Source organism: Nocardia lasii, assembly GCF_042658545.1.
Taxonomy (GTDB): Bacteria; Actinomycetota; Actinomycetes; order Mycobacteriales; family Mycobacteriaceae; genus Nocardia; species Nocardia lasii.
Genome location: NZ_JBHSQN010000015.1, coordinates 180,885 through 194,456, shown reverse-complemented (window position 1 = coordinate 194,456; position 13,572 = coordinate 180,885). Strand labels below are relative to the sequence as shown.

The window sequence follows — 13,572 nt, the reverse complement described above, 5'->3', positions numbered from 1 at the left end:
CACGGGTGACCCTTCCGGCAAAGGCGGCGGTGCGCTGTGCGTGCGGCTGGGGAGCCACAGGTACATTCTGGGTGTTCATACTGCCCGCCGTCGGGCCGATTCGCGTGGGTTGACGGCAAATACCGGAAGTGGGTGTCGTCGGATGTCCTCGATCGCCGCGCGCCGAGCCGCCATCGCGATCCTCACCGCCACCTGCCTTTTCACCACCCTGTCGTGCGCTGCCGACGACTCGCGCCCGGTGGTCGTGGTGGGCTCGGATTCGACCACGGAATCAGTTCTGCTCGCGGAGATCTATTCTCAGGCGCTGGCCCGCACCGGCACGCCCACCTCGGTGCGCACCGGTTCGCTGACCGATCTCGACGCCGGCCGCATCGCGGTGCTGCCCGCCCGCAACGGCGCCCTGCTCGACCGCTGGAACCCCGACTCCCCGGCCCGCAAGCCCGAAGAGGTCACCGCCGCCGTCAATGCCGCCCTCCCGCAGGGCCTTTCGGTCTCCGATGCCGCCGACGGCACCGACCTGCGCCCCGCCGACGCCCTGCCCGACCCCGACTACACCGTCCGCGCCCAGAACATCCTCGCCGTCTACCGCTCCGGCATCTTCGACCGCACCCAACTGAAGAAACTCAACTACGTAGCAGGCGAACTCACCACCGACGACCTCCGCGACCTCACCACCCAGATCGAATCCGGCACTCCCGCACCCACTGTCGCCCGCACCTGGCTCGACGCCCGCGGTCTCTAGCGTCGTTCACATCCCATACAGCTGACGTAGCTCGCTCTGCCCGCCGAATGGCTGTTCGTGCACCAGGTACGTCCACGTCGAGGTCGGGCGGCGTAGGCCCGCGGCGTTCAGATCGACTCCGGCGGACGTGATTTCCACGGTCAGGAAGGTGTGTTCGGTGCGTTCGGTGATGGTGGGGGCTATTTCGCGGAAGGCGGTCATGGCGGCGCGGTGGAATTGGGTGAGGGGGCGTTCGCGGGCCAGGGCCCACAGGTGGATGCCTTCGCGGACTTCGGTGAGTAGGGCCAGGTGTTCGGACCAGCAGCGGTCCAGGTGGAACAGGGTGATCTGGCGGGTGGCCTCGATCAGGGTGGGCTCGTCGACCGTGGCGGCGACTTCGGCGTAGCGGTCGGGGCAACTGCGTGCGAGGTCGCGGGCGGCGCGGTCGGTGCGCAGGAGTTCGTCGCGGCGTTCGCCGATGATCGCGCGGTGCTGGGCGGTGAGCTGGTGGTAGTGCCAGGTGTTGGCGTGGATTTCCAGGTCGGCGCCCTCGGCGACGCGTTGGGCGTGGCGGATCCGGTATTCGGGGTCCTGGTCGGTGCGGGGTGCGTGGCGGCGCACGAGGTCGTCGTCGAGGCTGACGAAGAACACCGAACCGCCGGGATCGCCCTGGCGACCGGCCCGGCCGCGGAGTTGGTCGTCCAGGCGGGTGGCCGCGTGTCGGGCGGTGCCGATGACGCAGAGTCCGCCGAGCGCGGCGATTCGGTCGTGGTCGGCGCCGTCGGTGCCGCCGAGTCGGATGTCGGTGCCGCGCCCGGCCATCTGCGTGGAGACCGTCACCGCCCCGAACACCCCCGCTTCGGCGATGATCGCGGCTTCCTCGGCGTCGTTGCGCGCGTTGAGCACCACGCACGGCACCCCGGCGGCGGCCAGCTCGGCGGCCAGGCGCTCGGAGGCCGCCACATCGGGGGTGCCGACGAGAACCGGTCGCCCGGTGGCGTGTTCGCGCGCGATCCGCTCGACGATCGCGGCGTTCTTCTCGGTCCGCGTCGCGAAGATCAGGTCCGGTTCGTCGACGCGCACACACGGCACGTTCGGCGCGACGACACTCACCCGCAGGTCGTAGAACGCGCGCAGTTGCTCCCCGGCCGCCACCGCCGTCCCGGTCATCCCGCACAGCCGCCGGTAACTCCCCACCAGTGACTGGATGGTGAGACTGTCCAGGATCTCCCCGCCCGAGCTCACCTCGATGGCCTCCTTGGCCTCGACCGCCGCCTGCAACCCGTCCGGCCACCGCTGCCGTTGCGCCACCCGCCCGCGCGACTGGTTGATCAACCCGACCTTGCCGTCGCGCACCAGGTAGTCGACATCGCGGTGCAGCAGCGCCTGCGCGTGCAGGGCCACGTTCACCGCGGGCAACACCGTGCCGACCTGCTCGGCCGCGTACAGGTCGATCCCGCCGAGCGCCGACTCGACGGCCACCGCCCCGGCCGGCGTCAACTCGACATTGCGCGCCTGCTGATCGGTCAGATAGTGCACCCCGGGAAGCAGCGACCGCACCAGCGCCGCCACCTGCTCATCGGCACCCGCGGGCGCCGCCTGACCGGCCAGCACCAGCGGCACCAACGCCTCGTCGACCAGCACCGAATCGGCCTCGTCGACCAGCAGCACCGCCGGCTCGGGCGCGACGAGATCGGCCACGGCGGTGACGGTTCGATCGCGCAACACATCGAACCCGAATTCGCTGATCGCACCGTAGGTGACATCGGCGGCATAGGCCGCGCGGCGCTCGGCGGCGGTGGACGCGTTGACGATCCAGCCCACGCGCACCCCGAGCAGCCGGTACAGCGGCGCCATCCATTCCGCGTCGCGCCGCGCGAGATAGTCGTTCACCGAGGCCACGTGCACCCGCTGTCCCGCGCGCACGTACCCCGCCGCCGCGATCGCCGCCGCCAGCGTCTTGCCCTCACCGGTCGCCATCTGCACGACCTGCCCGCTCGACATCCACGACGCCCCGAGCAACTGCACATCGAAGGGCCGCATCCCGAGCGAACGCACCGCGGCCTCGCGCGCCACCGCCAAGAACTCGGCCTCCGTGCCGACCGCCGCCGCGAGCTCACTGTCGGGCAGCGCCGCGACCCGGGCCTCGTGCGTGCCGGCCGCGGCGACGACCTCCGCGCGCCGCCGCGCCTCCTTCACCACCGCCCGCCCCTGCAACAGTCGCCAGAAACCGTCTTGCCAGCCGCGCGCCATCCCACCTGTGTACCAGCGCCCGCGCCGTAGCCCTTGTCAATCAATCGTTCCACTCCGTATATTCCTACTGGAATATTTGGTCTGGAGCATGGAGGTGAGGCGATGACACCGTTGGCTATCGCGGTGCTCGCCCTGCTCGATGAGCGGCCGATGCATCCGTACGAGATGTATCAACTGCTGATCGCGCGGCGTGAGGATCTGCTGGTCAAGGTGCGGCCGGGGTCGCTGTATCACGCGGTGGCCAAGCTGGCCGAGGGCGAGATGGTGGCCGCGGAGGGCACGGCGCGGGCGGGTAATCGGCCCGAGCGCACCACCTATCGGATCACCGACCAGGGTCGAAACGCGTTGCGCGACAGGATCGGTGAGCTGCTGCGCACCCCGGTGCAGGAGTATCCGATCTTCCGGCTGGCCCTGGCCGAGGCGCATTCGCTGCCGCGCGAGCAGGTCGTCGCGCTGCTCACCGAGCGCACCGAACACCTCACCAACACGCTCACCGATATCGACGCGCTGCTCGACTGGACGCGACAGCACGAGATCCCGCGTCGCTATTACGTTGTCCTGGAATACATTCGCGCCACCCTCGGCGCCGAACTCGGCTGGATCGAGACCTTCGCCGCCGAAGTCGCCGACGGCACGCTGCCGTGGGAGCGGTTCGATCCCGAGACCGGGCAACGCCTCCACGACGATCACGAACACCCTTGGCCCGCCGGGGATTCCCCCGACGCCGCCCCGAGGCCCCGCTGGGCCGTCCGCAGCTGACCTCTTCCCGATCGGAATCGAATTCGATGACCACTCAACGCAATCCGTGGCTGGCGCTGACCGCGCTGGTGGTCGGCTTCTTCATGATCCTGCTGGACATGACGATCGTCGCGGTCGCCAACCCGGCGATCATGGCCGACCTGCACACCGACATCTCCAACGTCATCTGGGTCACCAGCGCCTACCTGCTCACCTACGCGGTGCCGCTGCTGGTCACCGGTCGCCTCGGTGATCGGTTCGGGCCCAAGAACATCTACCTGATCGGCCTGGCGATCTTCACCGCCGCCTCGCTGTGGTGCGGGCTGTCCGACAGCATCAGCATGCTGATCGCCGCTCGTGCCGCGCAGGGCATCGGCGCCGCGCTGATGACCCCGCAGACGATGGCCGTGATCACCCGCACCTTCCCGCCGGACAAGCGCGGCGCCGCGATGGGCCTGTGGGGTGGGGTGGCCGGGTTGGCGACGCTGATCGGCCCGATCCTGGGCGGTGTGCTGGTCGACAATCTCGGCTGGGAGTGGATCTTCTTCGTCAACGTGCCGGTCGGCATCATCGCGTTCGGGTTGGCCGTGTGGCTGGTGCCCGCGCTGCCGACCAACGACCACAAGTTCGACGTCGTCGGGGTGATCCTGAGCGGAATCGGTTTGCTCGCCCTGGTTTTCGGCATCCAGGAGGGCAACGCGCAGGACTGGTCGTTGCGGATCTGGTTGCTGATCGGCTTCGGCGTGCTGATGCTGGTGGTGTTCGTGATCAACCAGTCGCGCAATCGGGACGAACCGCTGGTGCCGTTGAGCCTGTTCCGGGACCGCAATTTCGCCCTGTCGAATCTGGCGATCGCCGCCATGGGCGCCGCGATCACCTCGCTGATGGTGCCGTCGTACTTCTACCTGCAGGCGGTGCGGGAGATGTCGCCGACGGTGTCGGCGCTGGTGTTCGCGCCGATGGCGATCATCACCGGGTTCACCGCGCCGTTCATCGGCAAGGTGTCGGACCGGATGCCCCCGCGCCTGCTGCCGACGATCGGCTTCACCCTGTTCGCCGGGTCGGTGGCCAGCTTCGGGCTGCTGATGCGCCCGGATTCGTCGATCATCTGGTTCCTGCTCGCCGCCGCCGTCGCGGGCCTGGCCAATGCCTGCATCTGGGCCCCGCTGGCCTCGACCGCCACCCACAACCTGCCGGTCAGCCAGGCCGGTGCGGGCGCGGGCATCTACAACACCACCCGCCAGGTCGGTTCGGTGCTCGGCAGCGCCGCGATCAGCGCCCTGATCGCCGCCCGCCTCACCGCCAACGGCCTGCCCAGCGACGGCCCCGTCGGCGAAGGCGCCGCCACCGGCCCGCTGCCCCCGCACATCATCGACGAGTTCAGCACCTCGCTGGCCCAGTCGATGATCTTGCCCGCCGCCATCCTGCTGATCGGCATCGTCGCCTCGGCCCTGTTCGTCGGCCACGGCAAGTCCGGCGCCGGACGCACCCCGGAACTCGCGAAAGCTAGCGGACCTGGACGGTGAGGGTGGGGTAGCCGGTGGCGCCGTCGGGTAGCACGCTGCTGTCGACGGCGGTTTGGGGGCCTGCGGGGTCGAGGGTGCGGGCGCGGATGGTGTGGGGCCCGCGGTGGCGGGCCAGGTGTAGGTCCACTGGCGCCAGGTGTCGGTGGTGACCTCGGTGGACAGGCGGGCGGGGCGCCAGTCGCCGTTGTCGATCTGGACCTCCACGCCGGTCACCCCGCGATGCTGGGCCCAGGCCACGCCCGCGATCACGGTGTCGCCCTGCGGGATTCGGGGTGTGCGTGGGGTGTCGATGCGGGTGCCGGTCTTGATGGGGCCCTGCGCCGACCAGCCGCGGCGGGTCCAGTAGGCGGTGGCCCTGTCGAAGCGGGTGATCTCGAGTTCGGTGACCCACTTGGTCGCCGAGACGTAGCCGTAGAGGCCGGGGACGACCAGGCGGGCGGGGTAGCCGTGCTGGATCGGCAGCGGTTCGCCGTTCATGCCGATGGCGAGCAGGGCGTCGCGGCCGTCGGTCAGGACCGAGAGCGGACTGCCCGCCGTCCAACCGTCCTTGCTGTGCGACAGGACCATGTCGGCGTCGGGGAGCGGGCGGGCCAGCGCGAGGATCTCGTCGAGTCGGTAGCCCAGCCAGCGGGCGTTGCCGATGAGGTCGCCGTTGATCGGGTTGGACACGCACGCCAGGGTGACCAGCCGTTCGACCGGCGTTCGGCGCAGCAGGTCGTCCCAGGTGAGGGTGATCTCCTGCTCGACCATGCCGTGGATGCGCAGCGACCAGGTGTCGGTGGAGACCTGGGGGACGATCAGGGCGGTGTCGATGCGGTAGAAGTCGCTGTTGGGGGTGATGTAGGAGGTGAGTCCGGGGACGCGCAGGTCGGCGTCGGGTGGGAGGTCGGGCAGTGGTGTTGCGGGCCTTGGCAATTCGACGGTCGAGCGTTCGGCGGTCACGTCGGCGCGCGTTCCGCCGAGCAGGCGACCGGCCAACCCCGCGCCGACCGCGAGTACTCCTGTCGCGGCGATCCCACCGAGTACGCGCCGACGCCCTGATGTCGCGAATTCATCCGTTTTCGCAGACGCCGAGTCGATCCGTCGAGTGAGCCCCCGCAACGCGATCACCCCGGCGGCAGTGCCGATCAATGCCGGCAACGCCCCCACCACCCCGTCGACCCGCCCGGCCCCGACCACAGCCGCGATCACCCCGAACACCGCGAACACCACCGACCCGATCGGCCGAGCCCGCCGCTCCATCACCCCCGCGAGCCCCGCGACGACCACCGCGACCACCCCCATGCACACGAACAGCACGGCCTTGTCGTTGGTCCCGAAGGTCGAGATCGCCCACTCCCTGACCCCGTCGGGCGTGTGGTCGACCACCGTCGCCCCGAGCGCGTAGGCGGGCGCACTCGGACTGCCGGTGAAAACCGAGACCAATTCCGCGACCCCGAGCACCAGCCCGCCCGCCGCGATTCCGGCCACCGCCCGCGAGAACACCATGCTCAGAGCCTACGTCGCGCGAGGGATCGGGCCGGTGACCATTTTGTGACGGCCGATTACCAGCGGGCGGACACCCGGCGAAACTACACTGTGTAGTAGAAACGATCCCGCTCGGCAGGAGATGCCATGACCGAGACAAGCCCGGAATCCACCCTTCGCCTCACCACCGCGATCTTCGCCGTCGCGCTGCTCGTCCACGGCGCCGACCACCTGCGCCGCGGCATGGACGTCACCTCGCCGCTGGTCAACACCCTCGGCACCCTGCAGGTTCTCTTCGCCCTGTTCACCGTCTTCCTGGTGGCACGCGGCCGACCCGAAGGCGCCCGCGCCGCCGTGCTGATCGGCTTCGCCAGCGCGATCGGCTTCACCGTCGTGCACGTGCTCCCGGACTGGTTCGGGCCGCTGAGCGACAGCTTCGTCAACGCCCCGCCGGAACTGCGCGTCACCGGATTCTCCTGGTTCGCCGCGGTCTTCGAGATCGCGGCGGATCTGGCGATCGCCGTCGCGGGGCTGCGGGTGCTGCGCGCACGCCGCCTCGCCCCGGCCTGAGACCGGCCGACCGCGAGCCACCTGCGGTAACGGCGGCGCGTCGGGGCCGACCATGGCCTTGATGAACGCTCGCGGTCGGTAGTCTGCGCGGCATGACAGCACGTTGCTTCTCGCGATTCGTGACTGCGATCCTGTCGGCAGCCGCGATACCCCTGGTCTTGCCCGTCCACTCCGCCACCGCCGCGCCGTGCGCCGACATCGAGGTGGTGTTCGCGCGCGGCACCGCCGAACCCGGCGGCGAACTCGGCCTCACCGGCCTGTCGTTCGTCGAGGCGGTACGCGCGAACGCGGGCGGTCGAACGGTCGGCGCCTACGGCGTGAACTACCCGGCCAGCAGCGACTTCGCCGACCGGCTCGCCTTCGCCCACACCGTGCTCCAGGGCATCGGCGACGCGCAGCGCCGCGTCGAATACATCGCGCGGACCTGCCCCGCCTCCCGGATCATCCTCGGCGGCTACTCCCAGGGCGCCGCGCTGGCCGGGTTCGCGACCGGGGTCGACGTGCCCGAGGGCGTGCCGCCGGAATACGAGATCTACCTGCCCGAACCGATGGCGCCCGACGTGGCGGAGCACGTGGCCGCCGTCGCCCTTTTCGGCAAACCGTCGGACCGCTTCATGCGCGAAGCGGGCGCCCCCGCCGTGTCCATCGGCGTGCCCTACAAGAACAAGACCATCGACCTGTGCATCCAGGGCGACAACATCTGCGACGGCGCGCCACTGGGCCAACCCAACCTCCTGCACACCCTCTACGGCATCAACGGAATGACCATCACCGCAGCACAATTCGCTGTGTTGGTTTAGCGGCTGGCGCCGCGGGGTTTTCGGCCCCTTTGGCCTCGAATCCGAGGGGCGATACTTCGGCTTCGCCGTTACGTCTCGCCCCTCGGATCCGAGGCGGCCGAAAACCCTTGGGGGTGGGGTGATCCGGGGACGGCGAAGGCCGGGTGCGCTGTTGCGCGCACCCGGCCTCTGTGGTGTCGACCTGTCGGTCGGACTTTCTAGCCGTAGATCTTGTCGACCTCGCCGGCGTACTGCTTCATGACCACAGCGCGCTTGAGCGACATCTTCGGGGTGAGCTCGCCCGTTTCCTGGGTCCAGTCGACCGGCAGGATGCGGATCTTCTTGATCGCCTCGGCCTTGGAGACCTTGCTGTTGGTCTCGTCGATCGCGGCCTGGATCTCGGCCACCAGCGCGGCGTTGTCGACCAGGTCGGCGGTCGCGGTGTCGGCGGCCACGCCGTTGCGGTCCTTCCAGCCCGGCAGGGCCTCGGGATCGAGGGTGATCAGGGCACCGATGAACGGCTGGCCGTCACCGACGACCATGACCTGGCTGATCAGCGGGTGCGCGCGCAGGGAGTCCTCGAGGATCGCGGGGGAGACGTTCTTGCCGCCCGCGGTGACCAGGATTTCCTTCTTGCGACCGGTGATGGTGACGAAGCCGTCGGCGTCGATCGCGCCCAGGTCGCCGGTCTTGAACCAGCCGTCCTCGAACGACTCGGCGGTGGCCTCGTCGTTGCCCCAGTAACCACCGAACACGACCGAGCCCTTGAGCAGCAGCTCGCCGTCCTCGGCGATCTTGGCCGCGTGGCCCTGGATCGGCCGACCCACCGAACCGACGCGGATGAAGTCGGCGGTGTTGACGGTGAACGCGGCGGTGGACTCGGTCAGACCGTAGCCCTCGTAGATCGTCACGCCGGCGCCACGGAAGAAGTGGCCAAGACGCGCGCCCAGCGGCCCACCACCGGAGACGGCGGCCACACACTGCCCACCGAGCGCGGCGCGCAGCTTGCTGTAGACGAGCTTGTCGAACACGAAGTGCTTGGCCTTGAGCAGCAGGTCAGGGCCGCCCTTGGTCTCGAGCGCGGTGCTGTAGGCGATGGAGGTCTCGGCGGCGGCGTCGAAGATCTTGCCCTTGCCGGCGTCGTGCGCCTTCTGCTTGGCGGAGTTGAACACCTTCTCGAACACGCGCGGCACCGAGAGGATGAAGTCGGGCTTGAAGTCGCCGAACTGCTCGACCAGCGTGGTCCAGTCCGAGGTGTGGCGGATGATCACCTTGGAATCGAAGGCGATCAGCGCGACCGCGCGGGCGAACACGTGCGCCAGCGGCAGGAACAGCAGCGTCTTCTGGCCCTCGGAGACGAAAGCGCCCAGTTCGATGCCGCCCGAACGCGATTCGGCGTAGAGATTGGCGTGGGTCAGCTGCACGCCCTTGGGCTTGCCGGTGGTGCCCGAGGTGTAGATCAGGGTGGCGGGCGAGGCCGCGCCGACCTGCTTGCGACGCTCGTGCACGACCGCATCGTCGAGGTCGGCGCCGCGCGCGGTCAGGGTCTCGATCGCGCCCTTGTCGATCTCGAGGGTCTCGGTGAGCGCGGGCAGCGAACCGGCTTCGATCTCCTCGATCGTGGCCAGGTGCTTGGCGTTCTCGACGACCAGGATCTTGGTCTCGGAATCCTGCAGGATCCACTTGGCCTGCTCGGCGGCCGAGCTGTCGTAGATCGCGACGGTCACGCCACCGGCGGCCCAGATCGCGAAGTCCAGCAGCGTCCACTCGTAGCGGGTGGCCGCCATGATGGCTACTCGGTCGCCCAGCTCGACGCCGGAGGCGATCAAGCCCTTGGCGACGCCGGTGACGGCTTTCTGAAACTGTGCCGCCGTCACATCGTTCCAGCCGCCGCTGCCGTTCGGGACGTTGAACAACACCGTGTTCGGCGACTCCTCGCCGAAACGGAAGACGTTGTCGGAATTGTTCGCGTCGTCCGGGATGGTGTAGGAAGCCGGAACTTCGAACTCTCGCATCTGTGCCCTTCCAGTGGGTTCTACTCGCCAGTAATCTACGACACGTTCGGCCGGGTCGCGATATCGCCGCCCGAATTGCCCGTCACCAGGCTTTATCGTAAATCGTTGATCGATACCGGCTGTATTGCTTCTCGCAGGAACTCTGCGAGTTCGCTGAGTGCCAGCGCGGCCTCGGTGACCAGCGCCGCTTGCAGTTGCGCGACATGCCACAGGCCGCGGGTTTCGGTGAACCGGACGTGTACGCCCGCTCCACGCAAGGCTGAGACGAGCTTGCAACACTGGTCGTGCAGGAGTTCGCTCACGTCGACCTGCACATAGGTGGGCGGCAGGCCGATCAGGTTTCCCGACAGCGGGGCGTAACCCGCTTCGAAGGTCGAGGCGTCGCCCAGATAGTGGGCGGCGCAGGCGCGCGACCAGGTGCGGTTGATCACCAGGTCGCGGTCTTTGCTCGGCACCTCGGTGGGGTCGACCCACGGTGCGATGAGACCCAGTGCGGCGGGCGTCATCTGGTGCCGTTCGATCAGCCGCTGCGCCAGCGCCAGCGACAGGCCGCCGCCCGCCGAGTCGCCCGCGAGACAGATCTGATCAGGTCGGTAGCCGACGTTGTGCACCAGTTCCAGGAACGCGGCCTCGGCGTCGTCGAGGCCGGCCGGGAACGGGTGCTCGGGGGCGAGGCGATAGTCCAGCGAGTACACCGCGCACGAGGTCTCGCGGGCCAACCGCGCCACCAGCGAGCGGTGCGTGGCGATCGAGCCGACCACGTAACCGCCGCCGTGCAGGTACAGGATGGCGCCCGCGGCGCGCTCGGGCGGCACCGCCCGGGTACGCGAACCCGGGACGGCGGTATCGGCGATCACACGTTCGGCGGGCCGACCGCCCAGCATCAGATGCTGCACGATCGACCCGTCGGGCACCGGCTGCAGCCGGGAGAACACCTCGAGCAGTGCGCGCTGCACCGCCACCGGCAGCCACGCGTTCAGCGACACCCGGTACACAGGGTCGAGCACTGTACGGACGATCGGCAGCGGAATCGTGAACTCGCGCATGGGGTTTCCTGTGTCTCAGTGCGGCATGAAGCGACCGTTGACCACGGCCGAGATGCGGTTGTAGCCCGAAGCCAGGAAGCGCACGCTCACGTCGAGCATCTTGGCCTCCCAGCCGATCAGCACGCGCGAGTGACCCTTGCGCACGCCCTCGGTGATGGTCTGGGCGGCCATCTCCGGGCTGTGAATGGCGAGGTACTTGTCGAACAGGGTGGCGGCGTTGGCGCCGTCGGTGCCCTCGGCGTAGGTGGCATTGCGCGCGACGGCGGTCTTGATGCCGCCGGGGTGCACGCAGGTGACCTTGACCGGCGCCTTGGCGACCTTCATCTCCTGGTACAGCGCCTCGGTGAAGCCGCGCACGGCGAACTTGGCCGAGTTGTAGGCCGCCTGGCCGGGCACGGTGACCAGGCCGAACAGGCTGGAGACGTTGACGACGTGGCCGTCGCCGGAGTCGATCAGCATCGGCAGGAACGCCTTGGTGCCGTTGACGACGCCCCAGAAGTCCACATCCATGATGCGTTCGATGTCTTTGAACTCGGTCTTGATCACGTCACCGTGGTAGGCGATGCCCGCGTTGTTGTACACCTGGTGCACGACGCCGAAATGCGCCTTCACCTGGTCGGCGTAGAGCAGGAACGCCTCGCGCTCGGCCACATTGAGCCGGTCGGACTTGACCTGGGCGCCCAGCTTCTCGCAGGAGGCCACGGTCTGGGCCAGGCCCTCGGCGTCGATGTCGGATAGCGCCAGCTTGGCGCCACGGGCGGCCAGGTTCTCGGCCAGCGCGCGACCGATGCCGGAACCGGCGCCGGTGATGACACATACCTTGTTGGTGAAGTAAGCGTCCTTGCTCACGGAGCTACCACTTTCTGATCGTCGGCGCGCGCGGCGGCCGAGGTTGTCACATTGTACGCATCTACGTCGAATTGTCTTGTGAGACTGCGGAACCGGAAGGTGAAGTCCGGCCACAGGGTGGTGTTGTTGCCGTGCTTGTCCAGGTACCAGCTCGCGCAGCCACCGGTGTTCCACACGGTCTTGGCGAGCTTGTCCTGCAGGTCACGGTTGTAGTCGCGCTGGACCTCCGGGCGGACCTCCACGGTGTGCAGGTCCTGCTCGGCGATGGTCGCCAGGGCGTCGGCGACGTAGTTGATCTGCGACTCGATCATGTACACCATCGAGGTGTGGCCAAGGCCCACGTTCGGGCCGACCAGGAAGAACAGGTTCGGGAAGTTCGCGACCGCCGAGCCCTTGTAGGCCTGCTGGCCGATCTCGTCGAACACCTCCGCCAGCGAGCGCCCGTCGCGGCCGTAGACCGTCTCGTAGACCGGGGAGTCGGTGACGTGAAAACCGGTCGCCACGATCAGGGCGTCGATCTCGCGCTCGGTGCCGTCCTTCGTGACGATCGATCCGGCCTTGACCTCGGCGATCGGGTCGGTGACCACGTCGACGTTGTCGCGATCCAGCGCGGGGTAGTACTCGTTGGAGATCAGCATGCGCTTGCAGCCGATCCGGTAGTTCGGGGTGACCTTGCGGCGCAGTTCCGCGTCGCGGATCTCGATGGCCAGCTTGGCGCGCGAGAGGGCCTCGAAGCCCTTCATCAGCACGGGCAGGCGGGTCAGACCGAGCACCTGGGTCTCGCGGGCGGCGTAGATGGCGGCCCGGGACAGGCGCTGGAAACCGGGAATGTGCTTGAACGCCAGGCGTTCCGGCAGCAGGTAGGGGCGGTCCATGCGCGGCAGCAGCCACGGCGCGGTGCGCTGGTAGACATCGAGCGAGGCGACCTTGTTCGCGATCGCGGGCACGATCTGGATCGAGGAGGCGCCGGTGCCGATCACCGCGACGCGCTTGCCGTCGAGGTCGGCGTCGTGGTTCCAGCGGGCGGAGTGGAAGATCTCGCCCTCGAAGTCGTTGATGCCCTTGATGTCGGGCAGCGACGGTTCGCACAGCGCGCCGATCGCCGAGACGACCGTGTCGGCGGTGAAAGCGCCCTTGCTGGAACCGATTTCCCACTGGGTGGTCTCGTTGTTCCAGCGGATGCTGGTCACGTCGCAGTCGAAGACGTGGTTGTCGAGCACGTCGTGGCGCTGGGCGACCGAGCGGATGTAGTTCTGGATCTCACCCTGCTTGGAGAACGAGCGGGTCCAGTCCGGGTTCAGTGCGAACGAGTACGAGTACAGGTGCGAGGGCACGTCGCAGGCGGCGCCGGGGTAGGTGTTGTCGCGCCAGGTGCCGCCGACCTCACTGCCGCGCTCGAGGACGAGGAAGTCGTCGCGACCCTGCTGACGCAGGCGGATAGCCATGCCGAGACCGGCGAAACCACTGCCGACGATGATCGTCGTGACGTGGCGGGGGGCGCTGGTATCGGAGGCCCCGGTTTCGACAACGTTGTCTGTAACCTTGCGACTCATGTAATGCAGAATACGGTCTTATTGAGCCGGAGTCAACAGCTATTGAGTCCAGTTC

General features: G+C 68.5%; 11 protein-coding genes and 1 pseudogene. 6 read left to right on the top strand and 6 right to left on the bottom strand.

The annotated features are described in order from the left end of the window. The first annotated feature begins 142 nt into the window (after positions 1 to 142). On the top strand, positions 143 to 742 hold the full coding sequence (locus ACFP3H_RS22955; RefSeq protein WP_378609086.1) for a type 2 periplasmic-binding domain-containing protein: 600 nt from the start codon (positions 143 to 145) through the stop codon (positions 740 to 742). Between the two features lie 6 nt (positions 743 to 748). Here the strand turns inward: ACFP3H_RS22955 and secA2 are convergent, their stop codons facing one another. Next, positions 749 to 2,974, bottom strand: a complete 2,226-nt coding sequence (secA2, locus tag ACFP3H_RS22950) for an accessory Sec system translocase SecA2 (RefSeq protein ID WP_378609084.1) — start codon at positions 2,972 to 2,974, stop codon at positions 749 to 751. A 102-nt stretch (positions 2,975 to 3,076) separates the two neighbouring features. On the opposite strand from secA2, the gene ACFP3H_RS22945 reads away from it, so the two are divergent. Together ACFP3H_RS22945 and ACFP3H_RS22940 are read left to right on the top strand one after the other, a co-directional pair. Continuing rightward, complete coding sequence (locus ACFP3H_RS22945) at positions 3,077 to 3,733, top strand: PadR family transcriptional regulator (RefSeq protein WP_378609083.1); 657 nt, start codon at positions 3,077 to 3,079, stop codon at positions 3,731 to 3,733. Positions 3,734 to 3,759: 26 nt separating this feature from the next. After that, on the top strand, positions 3,760 to 5,238 hold the full coding sequence (locus ACFP3H_RS22940) for a DHA2 family efflux MFS transporter permease subunit (RefSeq protein WP_378609082.1): 1,479 nt from the start codon (positions 3,760 to 3,762) through the stop codon (positions 5,236 to 5,238). Here ACFP3H_RS22940 and ACFP3H_RS22935 read toward each other — a convergent pair. After that, a pseudogene (locus ACFP3H_RS22935) lies at positions 5,219 to 6,606 on the bottom strand (molybdopterin-dependent oxidoreductase). The gene ACFP3H_RS22940 and the pseudogene ACFP3H_RS22935 sit on opposite strands and share 20 nt — an antisense overlap. A gap of 40 nt (positions 6,607 to 6,646) precedes the next feature. Here ACFP3H_RS22935 and ACFP3H_RS22930 point away from each other — a divergent pair. The 3 genes from ACFP3H_RS22930 (at position 6,647) to ACFP3H_RS22920 (ending at position 8,075) form a co-directional block, all read left to right on the top strand. Next, complete coding sequence (locus tag ACFP3H_RS22930) at positions 6,647 to 6,775, top strand: hypothetical protein (RefSeq protein ID WP_378609599.1); 129 nt, start codon at positions 6,647 to 6,649, stop codon at positions 6,773 to 6,775. A 77-nt stretch (positions 6,776 to 6,852) separates the two neighbouring features. Next, positions 6,853 to 7,275 (top strand): hypothetical protein, encoded by a 423-nt coding sequence (locus ACFP3H_RS22925; protein WP_378609081.1) that lies wholly within the window; start codon positions 6,853 to 6,855, stop codon positions 7,273 to 7,275. Positions 7,276 to 7,367: 92 nt separating this feature from the next. Then, the gene (locus tag ACFP3H_RS22920; protein WP_378609080.1) at positions 7,368 to 8,075 is read left to right on the top strand and encodes a cutinase family protein; all 708 of its coding nucleotides are present in this window, start codon (positions 7,368 to 7,370) and stop codon (positions 8,073 to 8,075) included. 197 nt (positions 8,076 to 8,272) lie between these two features. Here ACFP3H_RS22920 and ACFP3H_RS22915 read toward each other — a convergent pair whose 3' ends face one another. The 4 genes from ACFP3H_RS22915 to ACFP3H_RS22900 all read right to left on the bottom strand — a co-directional run bounded on the left by ACFP3H_RS22915 (position 8,273) and on the right by ACFP3H_RS22900 (position 13,517). Beyond that, positions 8,273 to 10,069: an AMP-dependent synthetase/ligase gene (locus tag ACFP3H_RS22915; protein ID WP_378609079.1), complete on the bottom strand. Its 1,797-nt coding sequence runs from the start codon at positions 10,067 to 10,069 to the stop codon at positions 8,273 to 8,275. Positions 10,070 to 10,161: 92 nt separating this feature from the next. Continuing rightward, a complete protein-coding gene (locus tag ACFP3H_RS22910; RefSeq protein ID WP_378609077.1) occupies positions 10,162 to 11,115 on the bottom strand; it encodes an alpha/beta hydrolase in 954 nt (317 codons plus the stop codon). Positions 11,116 to 11,130: 15 nt separating this feature from the next. Beyond that, the gene (locus tag ACFP3H_RS22905) at positions 11,131 to 11,964 is read right to left on the bottom strand and encodes an SDR family NAD(P)-dependent oxidoreductase (protein WP_378609075.1); all 834 of its coding nucleotides are present in this window, start codon (positions 11,962 to 11,964) and stop codon (positions 11,131 to 11,133) included. Further along, the gene (locus ACFP3H_RS22900; RefSeq protein WP_378609074.1) at positions 11,961 to 13,517 is read right to left on the bottom strand and encodes a flavin-containing monooxygenase; all 1,557 of its coding nucleotides are present in this window, start codon (positions 13,515 to 13,517) and stop codon (positions 11,961 to 11,963) included. Before ACFP3H_RS22900 ends, ACFP3H_RS22905 begins: the two co-directional genes overlap by 4 nt. Positions 13,518 to 13,572 lie beyond the last annotated feature (55 nt).